Genomic DNA, 14,193 nt, shown 5'->3' with positions numbered 1-14,193 from the left:
CCTAAAAATCAGTCAAAAAAAGGAAAATCATCTTTAAAGCCGAATTCCGAAAACCGAATTAATTTTTTATAGCTATCTTAATTTTTTATAAACGAAAAGAAGCTGTCCTTTTGAGACAGCCTCTTTTCTTTTTAGATTATTTAGTACTTAGTTCGTCAACTAAATCTAAGGTCTGCAGAATGATATTTTTATCTGCTTTAGAGGAGTTTAGCTTTAACTCGAATTTCAGTTTGTTATCTACCAGCTTCTTTGCCGAATATAAAGTCACATCTGTAAACTGCTGCGCCATCCTGTTCAGGCTTTTTATATCAGATGGTTTTGCTTCTCCGGAATTAGAATAAGCTGTTACTAATTTATCCATTCTCACCTGGGCAGCAAAATAATTTTGTTTCAGCTCTTTTCTAACTTCTTTTGAAAAGGAATTGTCTTTCGGGAAAATGTGATCAATGCTGTTTCCAATAATCACCACATCTTTCTCTTTAAAAATAAACAAATTACCAAACTCCTGAGTTCCTTTTATTTCATAGTAATTTCCTTTTTGAGTCAGTCCTTTTTTACGAACGCCTAATTGGATTAGTTTATCTCCAAAAGTTGGGTGTGTTGAAGTAAAAATTACTGAAAATAACGGCACCGTTTTTTTAACCGTTTTTACCACTTCTTTGGACTCAAAATTCTCATCGTACTCATACGTTTTGGTTGTAACTTCTCTTTCTGCCACATCATAAAGAAACATGCTTAAATCTCCGTCGAAAAGCGTTGCTGTAGCTTTTTCATCAATAATGGTCGAAATAAGATCAGTTGCGACACCAATATCTTCTTTTAGAATATAAGGATTGTTAAAAACCTCAGCAGTCAAAGTTGGAAAACTATTCAGCATTTCCTTCGTATTAAAATGATACGTCAGATAACCGAGTGGCTTTTGGGCAGGAAAATAATTAAAAATGTTTTTATTGGCTTTCCTGTTGCTAATTTTGCTTACTATATCGGCAATTGGTTTGGAGTATTCGACAATTTCTTCAATTCGTGCATTATCATTGTCAAAATAAAAATCGACATTGATACCTTTTACAAAATTTCCCCAATTTTTCTGACTCGGAAAAAATTTATTATATGTTGTAAATTGTGCCAAAGCCATATACGCCGAATTAAAACCGCTCAATGCTGCCCCATAATCAACCCAACAGGAAATATCCGCGTTTTCATGTACTTTATCTGAAGTCGGAACTGTAAAACCATTTTCAAAAAGCAATTTTATGAATCTGTTTTGACTGATGGCCTGAATGCTGTCAAAAGCAGTTTGTTCTTTTTGGTAATTGGAGTAGTAATTATCTGAGTAATCTGCATAAGCAGTATCTACAATTGGTTCATCAGGACTTTCTACAATAACTGGAGAAGCATCACTAACAACGGCAACACTATCCATTGCTGTTGTCACCGCATAATCATTATAAGAATATTTTTTAGTCAATCCAAAAATAACCAAATGGCTGTCATTCCAGGCCATAGTGGTTTTTTTATCGCTGGAATTATATACAGAATACTGCCCAAAATCTTCAATTAAAGGTTTTGCAACAGAATCACTTTCCTGATTTTTCTTAACTAAGAAATTTTTAATATCGTTTCTGCTTTTAATTGGAATTGTAATTTGATAATAGGGAATGCTATCCGAATAATTCCCATGGGCGGTTATTTTCTGGTCTAATTTTATAAGATCTGCATATTGATTGACATCCAGTTTCATTTTGCCATTTTTCAATAGTGAATGATTTAAAACCTCAGCAACACTTACTTTTTTAGAAAGCTGACTTCCATTAAACTGAATAAAATAATCCTGTTTTTTTGAAAGAGTCTGACTCTGGGTTAAACCATACGTGAATAAAATGAATAAGATAAAAAACTGTTTCATGTGTAAGTATAATGATTATTGAGTTAATTGAATTGTATTGTTCATGAGTGACGATTTTTTAAGGACACTATACATACTTTGTTTTAAAAAAACCGTTTTCTTGTTTTTAGAAATTTTGCTGTTCGCATTGGATGCCGATAAAATATCACGGTCGAAAGTGTAAATAGATACGATGCTGGCTTTTTCCAGATCTTCCTTTTTCTTTTCGTCTTTAATGAGTTTTTCAGGAATAGGATAGGAAGCCATTCTTTCAAAACTCTTCGAATCTGCTGTAAAATGGATTTGATTTTTTTGCTTGTTCAAAGTATTTACAACTTCGTTCAGTGCTTTCGGATTTTTATAATCTAATTTGATGATAAAAACATATTTGTCAAAATCAGTCTTTGTTGAAACATTTGAAATTCCTTCAATTTTTGATACTTTAGACTTAAATTCATCCAGTTTCTGACTGATCTCCTGTTCATTTGGGATTTTCACGCCATCCACTTCTTCCAGCCAGATAGCCGATTTGGTTTTTAACCATGATTGCGAAAAGTCAACCATCAGTGTGTATTCGCCACTTTGATCGTCGTGGTGCTTAATTCTTTCTGTTATTTCAAAACAGCTTGTTAAAAGCAGGCAGCAGCATAATGCAAATATTTTCTTCATGTGGGAAATTTAAATTTTGAAACACATTCCATAAGAAGATTCTTAATTGAAATTTTATGAGCGGTACGAATTTAGATAATATTAACGAATTCTCATTCATCCTGAACTCTTTATTTGGACGTTTTTTATTTAACTTTGCGACACTTATTTTAATTTCATTTTTAAAATGGATATGAACTGTTTACAGACAAATATTCGTTTTAGATTTTATAAAAAACACTCTATGTTCCCATTACAAAGAAACCGCCGTTTAAGAACCAATGAATCTATTCGCTCTTTAGTTCGTGAAACTAGTTTAAGTCCACAGGATTTTATGCTTCCGATGTTTGTTGCCGAAGGAAAAGATGTAAAAGTCGCTATTCCGTCGATGCCCGGAATTTTTCGCCATTCATTGGATAACACGATTAAAGAAGTAAAAGAAGCCTGGAATCTGGGAATCAAAGCAGTTAATATTTATGTAAAAGTAAGCGATCATCTAAAAGATAATAAAGGTGTTGAAGCCTGGAACAAGGACGGATTGATGCAGCAGACTATTCGTGCCATTAAAGATGCAGTTCCTGAAATGATTGTGATGCCGGATGTAGCCTTAGATCCTTATTCAATTTATGGTCATGACGGTATCATAGAAAACGGCCAATTGATTAATGATGCAACGGTTGATGCTTTGACAAGAATGAGTTTGAGCCATGCCGAAGCCGGAGCCGATTTTGTAGCACCAAGCGACATGATGGACGGTAGGGTTTTGGCTATCAGAAAAGCTTTGGAAGAAAATGGACATCACAATGTTGGGATTATGAGTTACAGTGCTAAATACGCTTCAGCATTTTACGGGCCTTTTCGTGATGCGTTGGATTCTGCACCTGTGGATTCTCAAAATATTCCTAAGGATAAGAAGACTTACCAAATGGATTATGCCAACCGAATTGAAGGAATTCGTGAAGCATTATTAGATGTTGAAGAAGGTGCAGATATCGTAATGGTAAAACCTGGAATGGCGTATTTGGACATTGTTCGTGAGGTAAAAAATGCCGTTCATGTGCCGGTTGCCGTTTACCAGGTATCTGGTGAGTACGCTATGGTAAAGGCAGCAGCTGAAAAAGGCTGGTTGGATCATGACAAAATTATGATAGAGCAACTTTATTGCATTAAGCGTGCGGGAGCTAGTATTATCTCTACTTATTTTGCAAAAGAAGCTGCTTTAATCTTAAACAAATAAAAATGAAAAAACTACTATTTTTAGCTGCAATTTTAGCTTTTGCATCGTGTAAAAAAGAGAGTCAGGAACCGTTTGGAAAATCAACAGAAAGCAAAACAGAAACTTATTCTGAAGGAGAATCGGCAGAGATTAAAACACCTGAAGATTTAGGAAAAGAGATTTTCGAAGGAAAAGGAAATTGTACGTCCTGTCATCAGCCAGACCAAAAAGTAATTGGTCCAAGTATCAAGGAAATCGCTAAAATCTACAAAGACAAAAAAGGCGACATTGTTACTTTTTTGAAAGGAAACGGAGAACCCATTGTCGATCCAAGTCAGTTTGCTGTGATGAAAACCAATTTTCCTGTAACGCAGGCAATGTCTGATGAAGAATTAAAAGCCATCGAAACCTACATTTATAGCCACTTGAAATAGATATAAAACAAACGGCACTAAATCTTTAGCGCCGTTTTTCATTCTATTTTGTTTTCTTACCAGATTTTAACTCTCTTTTCTGGCTCAACATACATTTTATCTCCTTTTTTGATATCGAAAGCATCATAAAATGCATCAACATTCTGGATTGGAACAACAGCCCTATACATTCCCGGAGAATGCGGATCCGTTTTTACCTGACTTTTGAGGGCTTCGTCTCTTGATTTTGTTCTCCATACCGTTGCCCATGAAATAAAGAAACGTTGCTCTGGTGTAAACCCGTCAATTAATCCCGGATTTCCATTGGCTTTCAAATACAATTGTAAACCGTCGTAAGCAGCATTGATTCCACCTAAATCTCCAATATTTTCACCTAAAGTAAATTTACCATCAACATGAATTCCTGGCAGAGGCTCTAACGCACTGTATTGATCTGCCAGTGCACCGCCAAGCGCAGTAAATTGTTTTAAATCATCTGCAGTCCACCAGTCAACAAGATTACCATCTGCATTGAAACGGGCACCTGAATCATCAAAACCATGTGAGATTTCATGACCAATAACAGCTCCTATTCCACCATAATTTACCGCTTCATCAGCCTGATAGTTATAAAATGGCGGCTGTAAAATAGCGGCAGGAAATACAATTTCGTTATAAGATGGATTAAAATAAGCATTTACAGTCTGAGGAGACATTCCCCACTCTGACTTATCAACCGGTTTACCTAATTTATCTAAGTTTTCAACATAAGCCCATTTCGCCAAATTTTTCATGTTGTCAAAATAAGTTCCGCCTTCAGAAACGTTTTTAAGTTCTAGTTTTGAATAGTCTTTCCATTTATCAGGATATCCAATTTTAATAGTCAGCTTTTTAAGCTTTTCAATTGCTTTTGCTTTTGTAGCTTCAGACATCCATGGCAATGCATTGATTCTGTTTTCATAAGCAAGCATCACATTCGCAATCATGTTTTTAGCTTTTTCTTTAGCTTCAGCAGGGAACAATTTCTCCACGTACAGTTTACCTAAAGCTTCTCCGGTTGCACCATTGATTACCTGCAAAGCTACTTCCTCACGTGGTCGCTGTTTTAAAGCACCTGTTAACGTTTTTCCGTAGAAATCAAAATTGGCACTTTCTATTTCTGTACTCAATGTTGAAGCTGCTCTGTTTAATGCAGACCATTTTAAATATTCTTTCCAGGCTTCTACTTTCTTTTCAGTAAAAGTTTTTTCTAAAGCAATCATGTAACGTGGCTGCGCTACATTAACTGTATCTAATTTTGCCATACCTACTCCGGCAAAGTATTTATCCCACTGAATTGAAGGTGTATCCTTTTTTAAATCGGCAACTGCTGTTGGGTTGTATTGTTTTCTGCGGTCTCTTCTTTCAACTCTGTCTAATCTTGGCGCTGACATTTCGATTTCTAAAGCCAGGATTTGTTTGGCACTTTCTTTGGCTTTAGCCGGAGATTCACCAATAAACTGAAGCATTCTGGCGACGTGAACTTCATATTTCTCACGTTTTTCTTTTGAATCTTTATCATCAGAATTGTAATAATCTTTATCAGACAATCCTAAAGTTCCCGGAGTTAGAGAAACTGTATTTTTATTACTGTTTTTTGCGTCAGCTCCAACATACACTGCAAAGAAACCTGCTCCGCCCTGCGACTGCATTTCAATCAGATAATTTTGTAAATCGGCTACATTTTTAATAGCGTCAATTTTCTTCAAATAAGGTTTAAGCGGTGTAATGCCTCTTTTGTTTCTTCCAACAGTGTCCAAAATCGTATTGAACAAAGCGATGGCTTTACCCTGATCTGTGTTTGATTTGTACTTCGGATTTTTCGAAGCTTCTTTTAAAATGGCTAACGAATTGTCATCCGTTTTCTGACGCAATTCATTAAAACTTCCCCAGGCATTTCGATCGCTTGGAATTTCGGTTTTATCCAGCCAGGTTCCATTTACATATTGAAAGAAATCCTGTTTTGGGCTAACCTCCTTTTTCATATAAGAAGTATTGATCCCCGGTTCTTTTGGTGTTTTGTTTTGAGCTTCTGCTGTTGCGAATAAAAGCATTGCAGAAAAAGCATAAAACATAGGTGTAGTAAGCACTTTTTTCATTTATATTTAACCTTTTAGAGTTTCTGCAAACATATTGCTAATATCCGAATCCCTATGTTAAAAATTCAGCTAATAATTTATTAAAGATTGTTTTTCAATTAATTTACGCACCTGTCTCTGCTTAGATGTTAAAAAAAAGTATAACCAAACATATTTAAAAAGCCCTTTTTGTATTTTTGCTCCAAATTTTTTTTATGAAATCTCTCCTTTACAAATACCGAAAATTCTTCATCATCTTAGGCGTATTTTCGGCAATCACCATTACGCTGTTTTATTTTGCTTTAAAGCCTCAAAAGACATTACCAATTTATAATCCGGCTGATGTAAATCCGGAATTGGTTGACAGCACAGTTCAGTATAAAAGTAAATACCATACCATTGCTGATTTTTCTTTTGTAAATCAAAATGGGGATACGATTACTCAGAAAAACTATGAAGGAAAGATATATGTTGCCGATTTTTTCTTTACTACCTGTGGATCCATCTGCCCAAAGATGACGACCAATCTGGCTGATGTACAAAAAGCCATTTTAAACAATCCCAAAGTGATGCTGCTTTCTCATACCGTTTTCCCTGAAACAGACAGCATTCCGGTTCTAAAAGCCTATGCCATAAAACACGGAGTCGTTGACAGTAAATGGAATCTGGTTACCGGCGATAAAAAAGAAATTTATACGATGGCCAGAAAATCTTATCTGGCAGTAAAGCTTGGAAGACCAGATCAGCTTTATGATATGGTTCATACCGAAAACTTTGTACTGGTAGATCAAAAAAGACGTGTCCGCGGATTTTATGATGGAACCGATAAAGAAGACATGAAACGTCTTTTAGAAGACATTGATTTCTTATGCAAAGAGTAAGATCCCTCATTTTTAGAAACATTTAGCATATTCAAAAGCATTAAATTCCTTTAAATAAAGAATTATTGTCTATTTTTGCAATCTAAATTCAATCTAAATAAGCTTGCAAAATACGATCCATACCCTTAAAAAAGGCGAGAAAGCCATTATCAAAGATTTTGATATCGATTTGATTCCTTTAAAATTATTAGAGATGGGTTGTTTGCCGGGCAGCTTAGTCGAATTACTTCAGATTGCTCCTTTCGGGGATCCTCTTTATTTAGACATTAACGGCTCACATGTTGCCATCCGTGTTGAAACTGCTCGTGAAATTGAAGTTGAACTGATCAAAAACAATTTATAATGAGCATTCAGAATATCAATGTTGCCCTTATCGGGAATCCAAATACAGGAAAGACTTCCGTTTTTAATCAGCTTACGGGTTTAAATCAACAGGTGGGGAATTATCCCGGCATTACCGTTGAGAAAAAAATGGGTTTCTGCAAACTTCCGCATAACATAAAAGCCAATATCCTGGATTTACCCGGAACTTACAGCCTGAATGCCAGCTCCATGGATGAAAGTGTGGTCATTGAACTTTTGCTGAACAAAAACGATAAATTATATCCTGATGTTGCAGTCGTAGTTACTGATGTTGAAAACCTCAAACGAAATCTACTGATTTATACTCAGATAAAAGACCTTGAAATTCGGACAATCCTGGTCATCAATATGTCGGATCGTATGAAAACTAAAGGCATTACGCTTGATATTCCGTATTTAGAAGAAAAACTGAAAACTAAAATTGCATTGGTGAGTTCACGCAAAGGTTTGGGAATAAATGAGCTAAAAGAATTAATTGTTTCTTATAAAGCGATTCCGAATGAACCTTGTTTGAATGCTTCCGTTATTGACAATGCTTATTTTGAAAAATTGCAGCATGCATTTCCAAATCAGTTATTGTACAAATTATGGCTGGTTATTACTCAGGATGTGAATTTTTCAAATTTAGATCGTAATGAAATCCGAAGTACTTTTACCAAATCACATTCCGAGCTAAAACGTCTTCAGCAAAAAGAGACTATCAAACGTTACCAGTTTATCAATGATGTTCTCAAAGAAGGTTTAAAGGTTGATGCTTCAATGGCAAAAGACATACGGGCAAAACTAGACCGTGTACTCACCCATAAAGTCTGGGGTTATGCTATTTTCTTTGCGATTCTATTTTTAATCTTCCAATCGATATTTAGCTGGTCCACCATTCCGATGGATTTTATTGACAGCACTTTTGCTTCTTTGAGCAGCTGGGTTGCCGAAGAACTCCCAAGCGGAATCCTAACTGATTTGCTTTCGCAGGGAATCATTCCGGGAATTGGCGGAGTAATCATATTCATTCCTCAAATTGCATTTTTATTTCTTTTCATATCTATTTTGGAAGAAAGCGGATACATGAGCCGGGTGGTTTTCCTGATGGACAAAATCATGCGAAAATTTGGCCTTTCCGGAAAAAGCGTTGTACCATTAATCTCAGGGACAGCCTGCGCTATTCCGGCAATTATGGCAACCCGAAATATTGAAAACTGGAAAGAACGTTTAATCACAATTTTGGTTACACCTTTTACGACCTGCTCTGCAAGATTACCGGTTTATGCAATTATCATTTCATTGGTAATTCCAAAACAACGAGTTTTAGGCGTCCTGAATCTTCAGGGATTATCATTGATGTTGCTGTATCTGTTAGGCTTTGGAACTGCAATTTTATCTGCTTATATTTTAAATAAAGTTTTAAAACTGGAATCCAAAACCTATTTCGTTGTCGAAATGCCCAGTTATAAACTACCGCTTTTCAAGAACGTTGGAATCAATGTTGTGGAAAAAACCAAAGCATTTATTGTGGGTGCGGGTAAGATCATCCTTGCGATATCAGTTATTTTATGGTTTTTAGCCTCATACGGCCCTGGAAAAGAATTTAATGAAGCAGAAACCATCGTTAAAGAAAGATTTGTCAATACAACCCTGACAGAAACTCAATTTGAAAACGAAGTAGCTTCTCAAAAACTGGAGAATTCCTATATTGGAATAATGGGAAGGGCAATTGAACCTGTTATACAGCCTTTAGGTTACGACTGGAAAATCGGGATTGCCTTGATCAGTTCGTTTGCAGCCCGTGAGGTTTTCGTAGGAACACTTGCCACCATTTACAGTGTGGGCGATACGGATAATGAATCAACCATAAAAAGCAAAATGCAGGCAGAAGTACGTCCTGATACCGGAGGAAAAGTCTTTAATTTTGCAACCGGAATCTCGTTATTACTGTTTTATGCCTTTGCTATGCAGTGTGCAAGTACATTGGCTATTACAAAGAAAGAGACAAACTCATGGAAATGGCCAGCAATGCAGTTAGGATTTATGAGTGCATTTGCTTATTTAACCGCCTTAATTGCTTATCAAATTTTAAAATAACGAGTCATGATTCAGGAAATTATAGCTTTTGCCATATTAGGACTCGCAGTTGGTTTTTTGATTAAAAAATTCTTCTGGAAACCTAAAAAGAAAAAAGACTGTGGAGATGGAAATTGTGGTTGTTCTTAGGAGGTTTCGCAGAGATTCACAAAGAAAAAAAAGCTTCACAAAGTTTAATTAAAAACTTTGTGAAGCTTTATGTTTTTATGTGTGTGAGTTTACGAAAATAAAAACTTACTTAATCCCCTCCCACTCTGCATAAAACTGAGCCAGGAAGGTTTCCATAAAACGGTGTCTTTCTTCAGCAATTTGTTTTCCTGCTTCTGTATTCATTTTATCTTTTAAGAGCAAAAGCTTTTCGTAAAAATGATTTATCGTAGGAGCATTGTTCTTTTTATATTCTTCTTTAGTCATATTGGTTGCAGGTACAATTTCAGGATCATACAAAGCCCTGTTTTTGAATCCGCCATAATTAAATGCCCTGGCAATGCCAATAGCACCAATAGCATCTAAACGATCTGCATCCTGAACAATATCCAATTCGACAGATGAAAACTTCTTTTCGAAATTCCCGCCTTTGTATGAGATATTTTCAATGATATTCACAACATGCTCAATAATATCTTCATTTATATTTTCAGATTCTAAAAACAAACGTGCCGTTTTAGGACCAATAGTTTCATCTCCGTTATGAAATTTGCTGTCGGCAATATCATGAAGCAATGCCCCTAACTTCACTACAGTTAAATCGCAATCCGTACTTCCGGCAATCAAAAGAGCATTTTTGTACACCCGTTCAATATGAAACCAGTCATGTCCACCTTCGGCATTATTAAGTTTTTCTTTTACAAATTGAATTGTTTTATCTATTAGAGCTGAATTATTCATACTTTTTTAAGCTTAACTTTATACTTTCTTTCTAATGCTAAAAAGGATTTTTTGGTTGAATCTTCATTTGGTCTTTATTTAAAAAATTGACCTGAAATATTAAAAAAATGTTGATTGTCAAAGATTTAAAAACTTCAACAATCAACATTTTATATGACTTATTATTTAAACGCAACAAAATTGCATTTTAAAAAAGTTACTTTTTTATCTAAATTATAATCTCGCTGGTTCAACCCATTTGAAAATATGGGATTCTTTTGGGATTACAATTCTTTCAGAGATCCTTGCCATACGTGCTGGTAATTTCATTAAATACTCACGGGCTTTTTCTGCTTCATCTGTTAAATTAGAAATCTTATCAATTTCCCACTTATCAATTAATTTCTGAAGTATTTCAACATAATCCGTTGCAGTATAAACTCCGATTCGCTGAGCAGAATCTGAAAATTGTTCGAAAGCTGAACTAATCTTTTGACCTGATTCTCTTAAGAAATGCGCAGGCATAACGATTTTTTGCTTCATCATGTATTGAAATGCCAGCATCATTTCGCTCGGATCAACCTGAAAAATGCGATTTACAAATTCACTATATGCATGATGATGGCGCATTTCGTCTCCAGCAATCATTTTACACATTTTGGATAACTTTTTATCGCCAAAATTTTTAGCTATTTGAGATACCCTGTTATGCGAAACATATGTTGCTAATTCCTGAAAACTAGTATACACAAAGTTTTTATAAGGATCTCTTCCTGTTCCGATATCAAATCCATCGTTGATCAAATGTTGTGTTGTCATTTCGATTTCACGCATGTTCACACGGCCAGACAAATACAGGTATTTATTTAGCAAATCTCCATGACGGTTTTCTTCGCCGGTCCATTGCTTTACCCATCTCGCCCATCCATTACCGCCATTTTCAACCTGATCTACCTGATCCACTCCTTCTACATCCATAAGCCAGGATTCATATGTTGGCAGGGCTTCTTCAGTAATTGTATCACCAACAAGTGTTACCCAGAAATCATATGGAAGTTCTTTGGCAATTTCACGCAACTCCTTTACCTCTTCAAAAAAATTTTCTCCCTGAGAATTAGGCAGGAAATCTGTTGGCTGCCAAATTTTTTCAACCGGAATTAAATACTGTTCAACGAAGCTTTCCACGTTTTTTTCCAAAAACTGCATTACTTCTAATCTAATGTTTTTTATAGACATTACTTTATTAAAATTTGGATTTAAGCCTGGTTATTAAAACTTAAATCTGTTTATACTCATTAACTCCCTCTTTTACTGATTTTTCAGTAATCTCCATCAATTCTTCAAATTTATAATCTTTTACAGCCATCGCCTGATGAACAGTAAAAGTAAGATGGTTTCCTAATCCAACCGGGAACATTCCGTAACGGACCATTTTCCATGAATTATTAATACTAACCGGCACTACATACGCAGAAGGCGCATATTTACATAAAATTTTTAAGCCGCTTTGCGCAAATTCTTTAGGTTTTCCGGTTTTGCTGCGCGTTCCTTCAGGAAAAATGACAGCAGATCTGGTATTCTTTTCGATATATTCTGACAAGCCTTTGATTACAGGAATCGCTTGTTTAGGGTCTTTACGGTCAATTAGCACTGATCCTCCATGTTTCAGATTGAAAGAAACACTTGGTATTCCGCTGCCTAACTCTTTCTTACTTACAAATTTACAATGAAAACGTCTAAAGTACCAAATCATTGCTACGATATCATACATACTTTGGTGATTGGCCACAAAAATAATCGGAACACCTTTCGGTATTGTATCGACACCGGTAACTTTATAAGTCGTTCCCACAAGCCTGGTACAGCTTAAGAGACCTAAATTTAAGTAATCAACACTTTTTTTATGAGCCTGATAACCAAAAAGATTAAGGCAAATCCATTGTATCGGATGAAAAATCACCAAACACAATCCAAAACATAAATAATAAATTACGGAGATTGGATATGAAATTATCTTTTGCATGCTTAAAAATTAAACGCCAAAAGTAGTAAATATATTTTTAGCGGTATAAAATTTGAAAACAATAACGGCTTTTATGGTTTAATTGTACCTTTGTGACTCAAATTGCAAATTTTTTCTGAATTAAATGAACTTCACTTACCCTAAAATGATGGGGTTGTATCAGATATAAATCGTAAATTTGAGAGTAAACTTATTTTTAAAAGTTATGAAAAGTAAGATCGCACGTTTGGTAGTAAAACAGCATAAGAAAAAAAACAACTCTAGTGAAACAGATATTCTAATTAAATCTGCTTCAAGGAGCTCAAGCTATGCTATAAGGGAATCTAAAGCATTGGGATTAAGTATAAAATCAATTTCAGGAAAAAAAATAATTGAAAAATTGCCAAATGGAGAAATTAATGTAATTAGAAATCTGCAAGATAAATCCATTTCAGATAATGGTTTGAAAAAAGGAATGGTATTATGCAGGAAATAAAAAAAAGATTGAGAATATTTGCAGGGCCTAACGGTTCTGGTAAAAGCACTCTTTTTGAAGAATTTTCAAAACATTACAATACAGGATATTTTATTAATGCTGATTATCTTGAAAAAATTCTCCAAACAAAAGGTCTAATAGATTTAGAATCATATGAAATCAAGGCTACTTCTGAAGATTTATTAAGTTTCTTAAAAAAAGAAAAGAGTAAAACTTTAATAAACACAGCTAAAGAAAAAGGGTTTCCAATTTCTTTAGATATAAAAGAGAACTTTGTTATTTCGATCTCAAAAAAACCTAATAGCTATGAAGGTTCGCTGATTTCTTCCTTTTTAAGAGAAAAGCTTCTGTATGAAAACAAAAGTTTTTGCTTTGAAACCGTCATGAGCCATGCTTCAAAATTAGATGATATTAAAGAAGCAAATTCTTTAGGCTACACTACCTATTTATATTTTGTCTGCATCGATGATCCGGAAATCAATATTTCCCGGGTAGAAAACAGAGTACAAAAAGGAGGACATGCTGTTGATAATGAAATTATAAAAAGCAGATATACCAGAACATTAAACAATTTATTTCCAGCTATCGAAACTTCAAATAAAGCATATTTGTTTGATAATTCTGGCGAAAAGCTCACTTTAATAGCAGAAATAAATGATGCCAAATTATTAAGACTTCATATCAATGAAGAAGATTTTCCAAACTGGTTCAAAGAATTTGTTTTAAAATACTTCATATAAAAACGCTTTGTACCTTTGCTTCAAATTACAATTTCTGAATTAAATGAACTTCACCTATCCTAAAAATGAACGCTTAAAGAGCAAAACGACCATTGGATTACTTTTTTCTGAAGGGAAATCGGTTTCAAAATATCCGTTGCGTTTGGTTTACTGTCAGGCGGATGAAAATTCAGAAGAAAAAATCAAAATTGGCGTATCGGTTTCAAAGAAATATTTCAAAAAAGCCGTTGATCGTAATTATTTCAAAAGGGTTTTAAGAGAAACCTACCGGCTAAATAAACATTTGCTTTGGGATAATGTGCATCAGCCTTATTCACTGATGTTTTTTTACCAGACAAAAGACCGGCTAACTTACGAAGAAATTAATACCAAAACGGTTCAGCTGTTTGAGAAATTTATTCAGCAGATTAATAAAATTCAGGATTTGGATAAAAAACCAGAATTATAAACCTTGCCATCAACATCTTTGAATTGAGCTGCTTATAA

15 protein-coding genes are annotated in these 14,193 nt (G+C 34.8%); 9 read left to right on the top strand and 6 right to left on the bottom strand.

Translation table 11 applies throughout. From position 1 onward, the window contains the following. Positions 1–136: 136 nt before the first annotated feature. On the bottom strand, positions 137–1,906 hold the full coding sequence (locus tag K8B81_RS19895; RefSeq protein WP_223683289.1) for a hypothetical protein: 1,770 nt from the start codon (positions 1,904–1,906) through the stop codon (positions 137–139). 15 nt (positions 1,907–1,921) lie between these two features. Continuing rightward, positions 1,922–2,554, bottom strand: coding sequence for a hypothetical protein (locus K8B81_RS19890; protein ID WP_223683288.1), 633 nt, complete (start codon positions 2,552–2,554; stop codon positions 1,922–1,924). A 223-nt stretch (positions 2,555–2,777) separates the two neighbouring features. On the opposite strand from K8B81_RS19890, the gene hemB reads away from it, so the two are divergent. Together hemB and K8B81_RS19880 are read left to right on the top strand one after the other, a co-directional pair. Then, positions 2,778–3,770 carry a porphobilinogen synthase gene (gene hemB, locus K8B81_RS19885; protein ID WP_025572201.1) on the top strand — a complete coding sequence of 331 codons (993 nt, stop codon included), beginning with the start codon at positions 2,778–2,780 and terminating at the stop codon, positions 3,768–3,770. A gap of 2 nt (positions 3,771–3,772) precedes the next feature. Beyond that, positions 3,773–4,183, top strand: coding sequence for a c-type cytochrome (locus K8B81_RS19880; RefSeq protein WP_223683287.1), 411 nt, complete (start codon positions 3,773–3,775; stop codon positions 4,181–4,183). A gap of 56 nt (positions 4,184–4,239) precedes the next feature. Here the strand turns inward: K8B81_RS19880 and K8B81_RS19875 are convergent, their stop codons facing one another. Further along, on the bottom strand, positions 4,240–6,300 hold the full coding sequence (locus tag K8B81_RS19875) for a M13 family metallopeptidase (protein ID WP_223683286.1): 2,061 nt from the start codon (positions 6,298–6,300) through the stop codon (positions 4,240–4,242). Positions 6,301–6,494: 194 nt separating this feature from the next. Between K8B81_RS19875 and K8B81_RS19870 the strand changes: the two genes are divergently transcribed. The 4 genes from K8B81_RS19870 (at position 6,495) to K8B81_RS19855 (ending at position 9,731) form a co-directional block, all read left to right on the top strand. Then, a complete protein-coding gene (locus K8B81_RS19870; protein ID WP_025572481.1) occupies positions 6,495–7,160 on the top strand; it encodes an SCO family protein in 666 nt (221 codons plus the stop codon). Between the two features lie 103 nt (positions 7,161–7,263). After that, the gene (locus K8B81_RS19865; RefSeq protein WP_025572482.1) at positions 7,264–7,503 is read left to right on the top strand and encodes a FeoA family protein; all 240 of its coding nucleotides are present in this window, start codon (positions 7,264–7,266) and stop codon (positions 7,501–7,503) included. Then, positions 7,503–9,602 carry a ferrous iron transport protein B gene (feoB, locus tag K8B81_RS19860; protein WP_223683285.1) on the top strand — a complete coding sequence of 700 codons (2,100 nt, stop codon included), beginning with the start codon at positions 7,503–7,505 and terminating at the stop codon, positions 9,600–9,602. Before K8B81_RS19865 ends, feoB begins: the two co-directional genes overlap by 1 nt. 6 nt (positions 9,603–9,608) lie before the next feature. Next, complete coding sequence (locus tag K8B81_RS19855; protein ID WP_223683284.1) at positions 9,609–9,731, top strand: FeoB-associated Cys-rich membrane protein; 123 nt, start codon at positions 9,609–9,611, stop codon at positions 9,729–9,731. Positions 9,732–9,836: 105 nt separating this feature from the next. On the opposite strand, the gene K8B81_RS19850 is transcribed toward K8B81_RS19855, so the two are convergent. The 3 genes from K8B81_RS19850 to K8B81_RS19840 all read right to left on the bottom strand — a co-directional run bounded on the left by K8B81_RS19850 (position 9,837) and on the right by K8B81_RS19840 (position 12,492). Then, entirely contained in the window at positions 9,837–10,490 is a 654-nt protein-coding gene (locus K8B81_RS19850; RefSeq protein ID WP_223683283.1) for an HD domain-containing protein, read from the bottom strand. A gap of 213 nt (positions 10,491–10,703) precedes the next feature. Continuing rightward, positions 10,704–11,705: an acyl-ACP desaturase gene (locus K8B81_RS19845; RefSeq protein WP_223683282.1), complete on the bottom strand. Its 1,002-nt coding sequence runs from the start codon at positions 11,703–11,705 to the stop codon at positions 10,704–10,706. Between the two features lie 40 nt (positions 11,706–11,745). Next, positions 11,746–12,492 carry a lysophospholipid acyltransferase family protein gene (locus K8B81_RS19840; RefSeq protein ID WP_025572489.1) on the bottom strand — a complete coding sequence of 249 codons (747 nt, stop codon included), beginning with the start codon at positions 12,490–12,492 and terminating at the stop codon, positions 11,746–11,748. A gap of 205 nt (positions 12,493–12,697) precedes the next feature. Here K8B81_RS19840 and K8B81_RS19835 point away from each other — a divergent pair, with 205 nt between their 5' ends. From K8B81_RS19835 to rnpA, 3 genes are read left to right on the top strand one after another with little or no spacing between them, the layout of a single operon-like run. After that, a complete protein-coding gene (locus tag K8B81_RS19835) occupies positions 12,698–12,967 on the top strand; it encodes a hypothetical protein (RefSeq protein ID WP_025572490.1) in 270 nt (89 codons plus the stop codon). After that, complete coding sequence (locus tag K8B81_RS19830; RefSeq protein WP_223683281.1) at positions 12,955–13,707, top strand: hypothetical protein; 753 nt, start codon at positions 12,955–12,957, stop codon at positions 13,705–13,707. The genes K8B81_RS19835 and K8B81_RS19830 overlap by 13 nt, the downstream gene beginning before the upstream one ends. 43 nt (positions 13,708–13,750) lie before the next feature. Continuing rightward, entirely contained in the window at positions 13,751–14,155 is a 405-nt protein-coding gene (gene rnpA, locus K8B81_RS19825) for a ribonuclease P protein component (RefSeq protein ID WP_223683280.1), read from the top strand. Positions 14,156–14,193: the final 38 nt, after the last annotated feature.

The sequence above is a fragment of the Flavobacterium hibisci genome (assembly GCF_020026925.1).
In the GTDB taxonomy this organism is placed as follows: Bacteria; Bacteroidota; Bacteroidia; order Flavobacteriales; family Flavobacteriaceae; genus Flavobacterium; species Flavobacterium hibisci.
The sequence above is the reverse complement of the archived record's forward strand: the minus strand, read 5'-3'. Positions and strand labels throughout refer to the sequence as shown.

Bases quoted from the DNA above. Each gene is read 5' to 3' on its own strand.
- K8B81_RS19840 (WP_025572489.1), bottom strand. From the start codon at position 12,492: ATGCAAAAGATAATTTCATATCCAATCTCCGTAATTTATTATTTATGT.
- K8B81_RS19850 (WP_223683283.1), bottom strand. From the start codon at position 10,490: ATGAATAATTCAGCTCTAATAGATAAAACAATTCAATTTGTAAAAGAA.
- K8B81_RS19895 (WP_223683289.1), bottom strand. From the start codon at position 1,906: ATGAAACAGTTTTTTATCTTATTCATTTTATTCACGTATGGTTTAACC.
- K8B81_RS19855 (WP_223683284.1), top strand. From the start codon at position 9,609: ATGATTCAGGAAATTATAGCTTTTGCCATATTAGGACTCGCAGTTGGT.
- K8B81_RS19830 (WP_223683281.1), top strand. From the start codon at position 12,955: ATGCAGGAAATAAAAAAAAGATTGAGAATATTTGCAGGGCCTAACGGT.
- K8B81_RS19845 (WP_223683282.1), bottom strand. From the start codon at position 11,705: ATGTCTATAAAAAACATTAGATTAGAAGTAATGCAGTTTTTGGAAAAA.
- feoB (WP_223683285.1), top strand. From the start codon at position 7,503: ATGAGCATTCAGAATATCAATGTTGCCCTTATCGGGAATCCAAATACA.
- K8B81_RS19880 (WP_223683287.1), top strand. From the start codon at position 3,773: ATGAAAAAACTACTATTTTTAGCTGCAATTTTAGCTTTTGCATCGTGT.
- K8B81_RS19890 (WP_223683288.1), bottom strand. From the start codon at position 2,554: ATGAAGAAAATATTTGCATTATGCTGCTGCCTGCTTTTAACAAGCTGT.
- K8B81_RS19875 (WP_223683286.1), bottom strand. From the start codon at position 6,300: ATGAAAAAAGTGCTTACTACACCTATGTTTTATGCTTTTTCTGCAATG.
- rnpA (WP_223683280.1), top strand. From the start codon at position 13,751: ATGAACTTCACCTATCCTAAAAATGAACGCTTAAAGAGCAAAACGACC.
- K8B81_RS19835 (WP_025572490.1), top strand. From the start codon at position 12,698: ATGAAAAGTAAGATCGCACGTTTGGTAGTAAAACAGCATAAGAAAAAA.
- K8B81_RS19870 (WP_025572481.1), top strand. From the start codon at position 6,495: ATGAAATCTCTCCTTTACAAATACCGAAAATTCTTCATCATCTTAGGC.
- hemB (WP_025572201.1), top strand. From the start codon at position 2,778: ATGTTCCCATTACAAAGAAACCGCCGTTTAAGAACCAATGAATCTATT.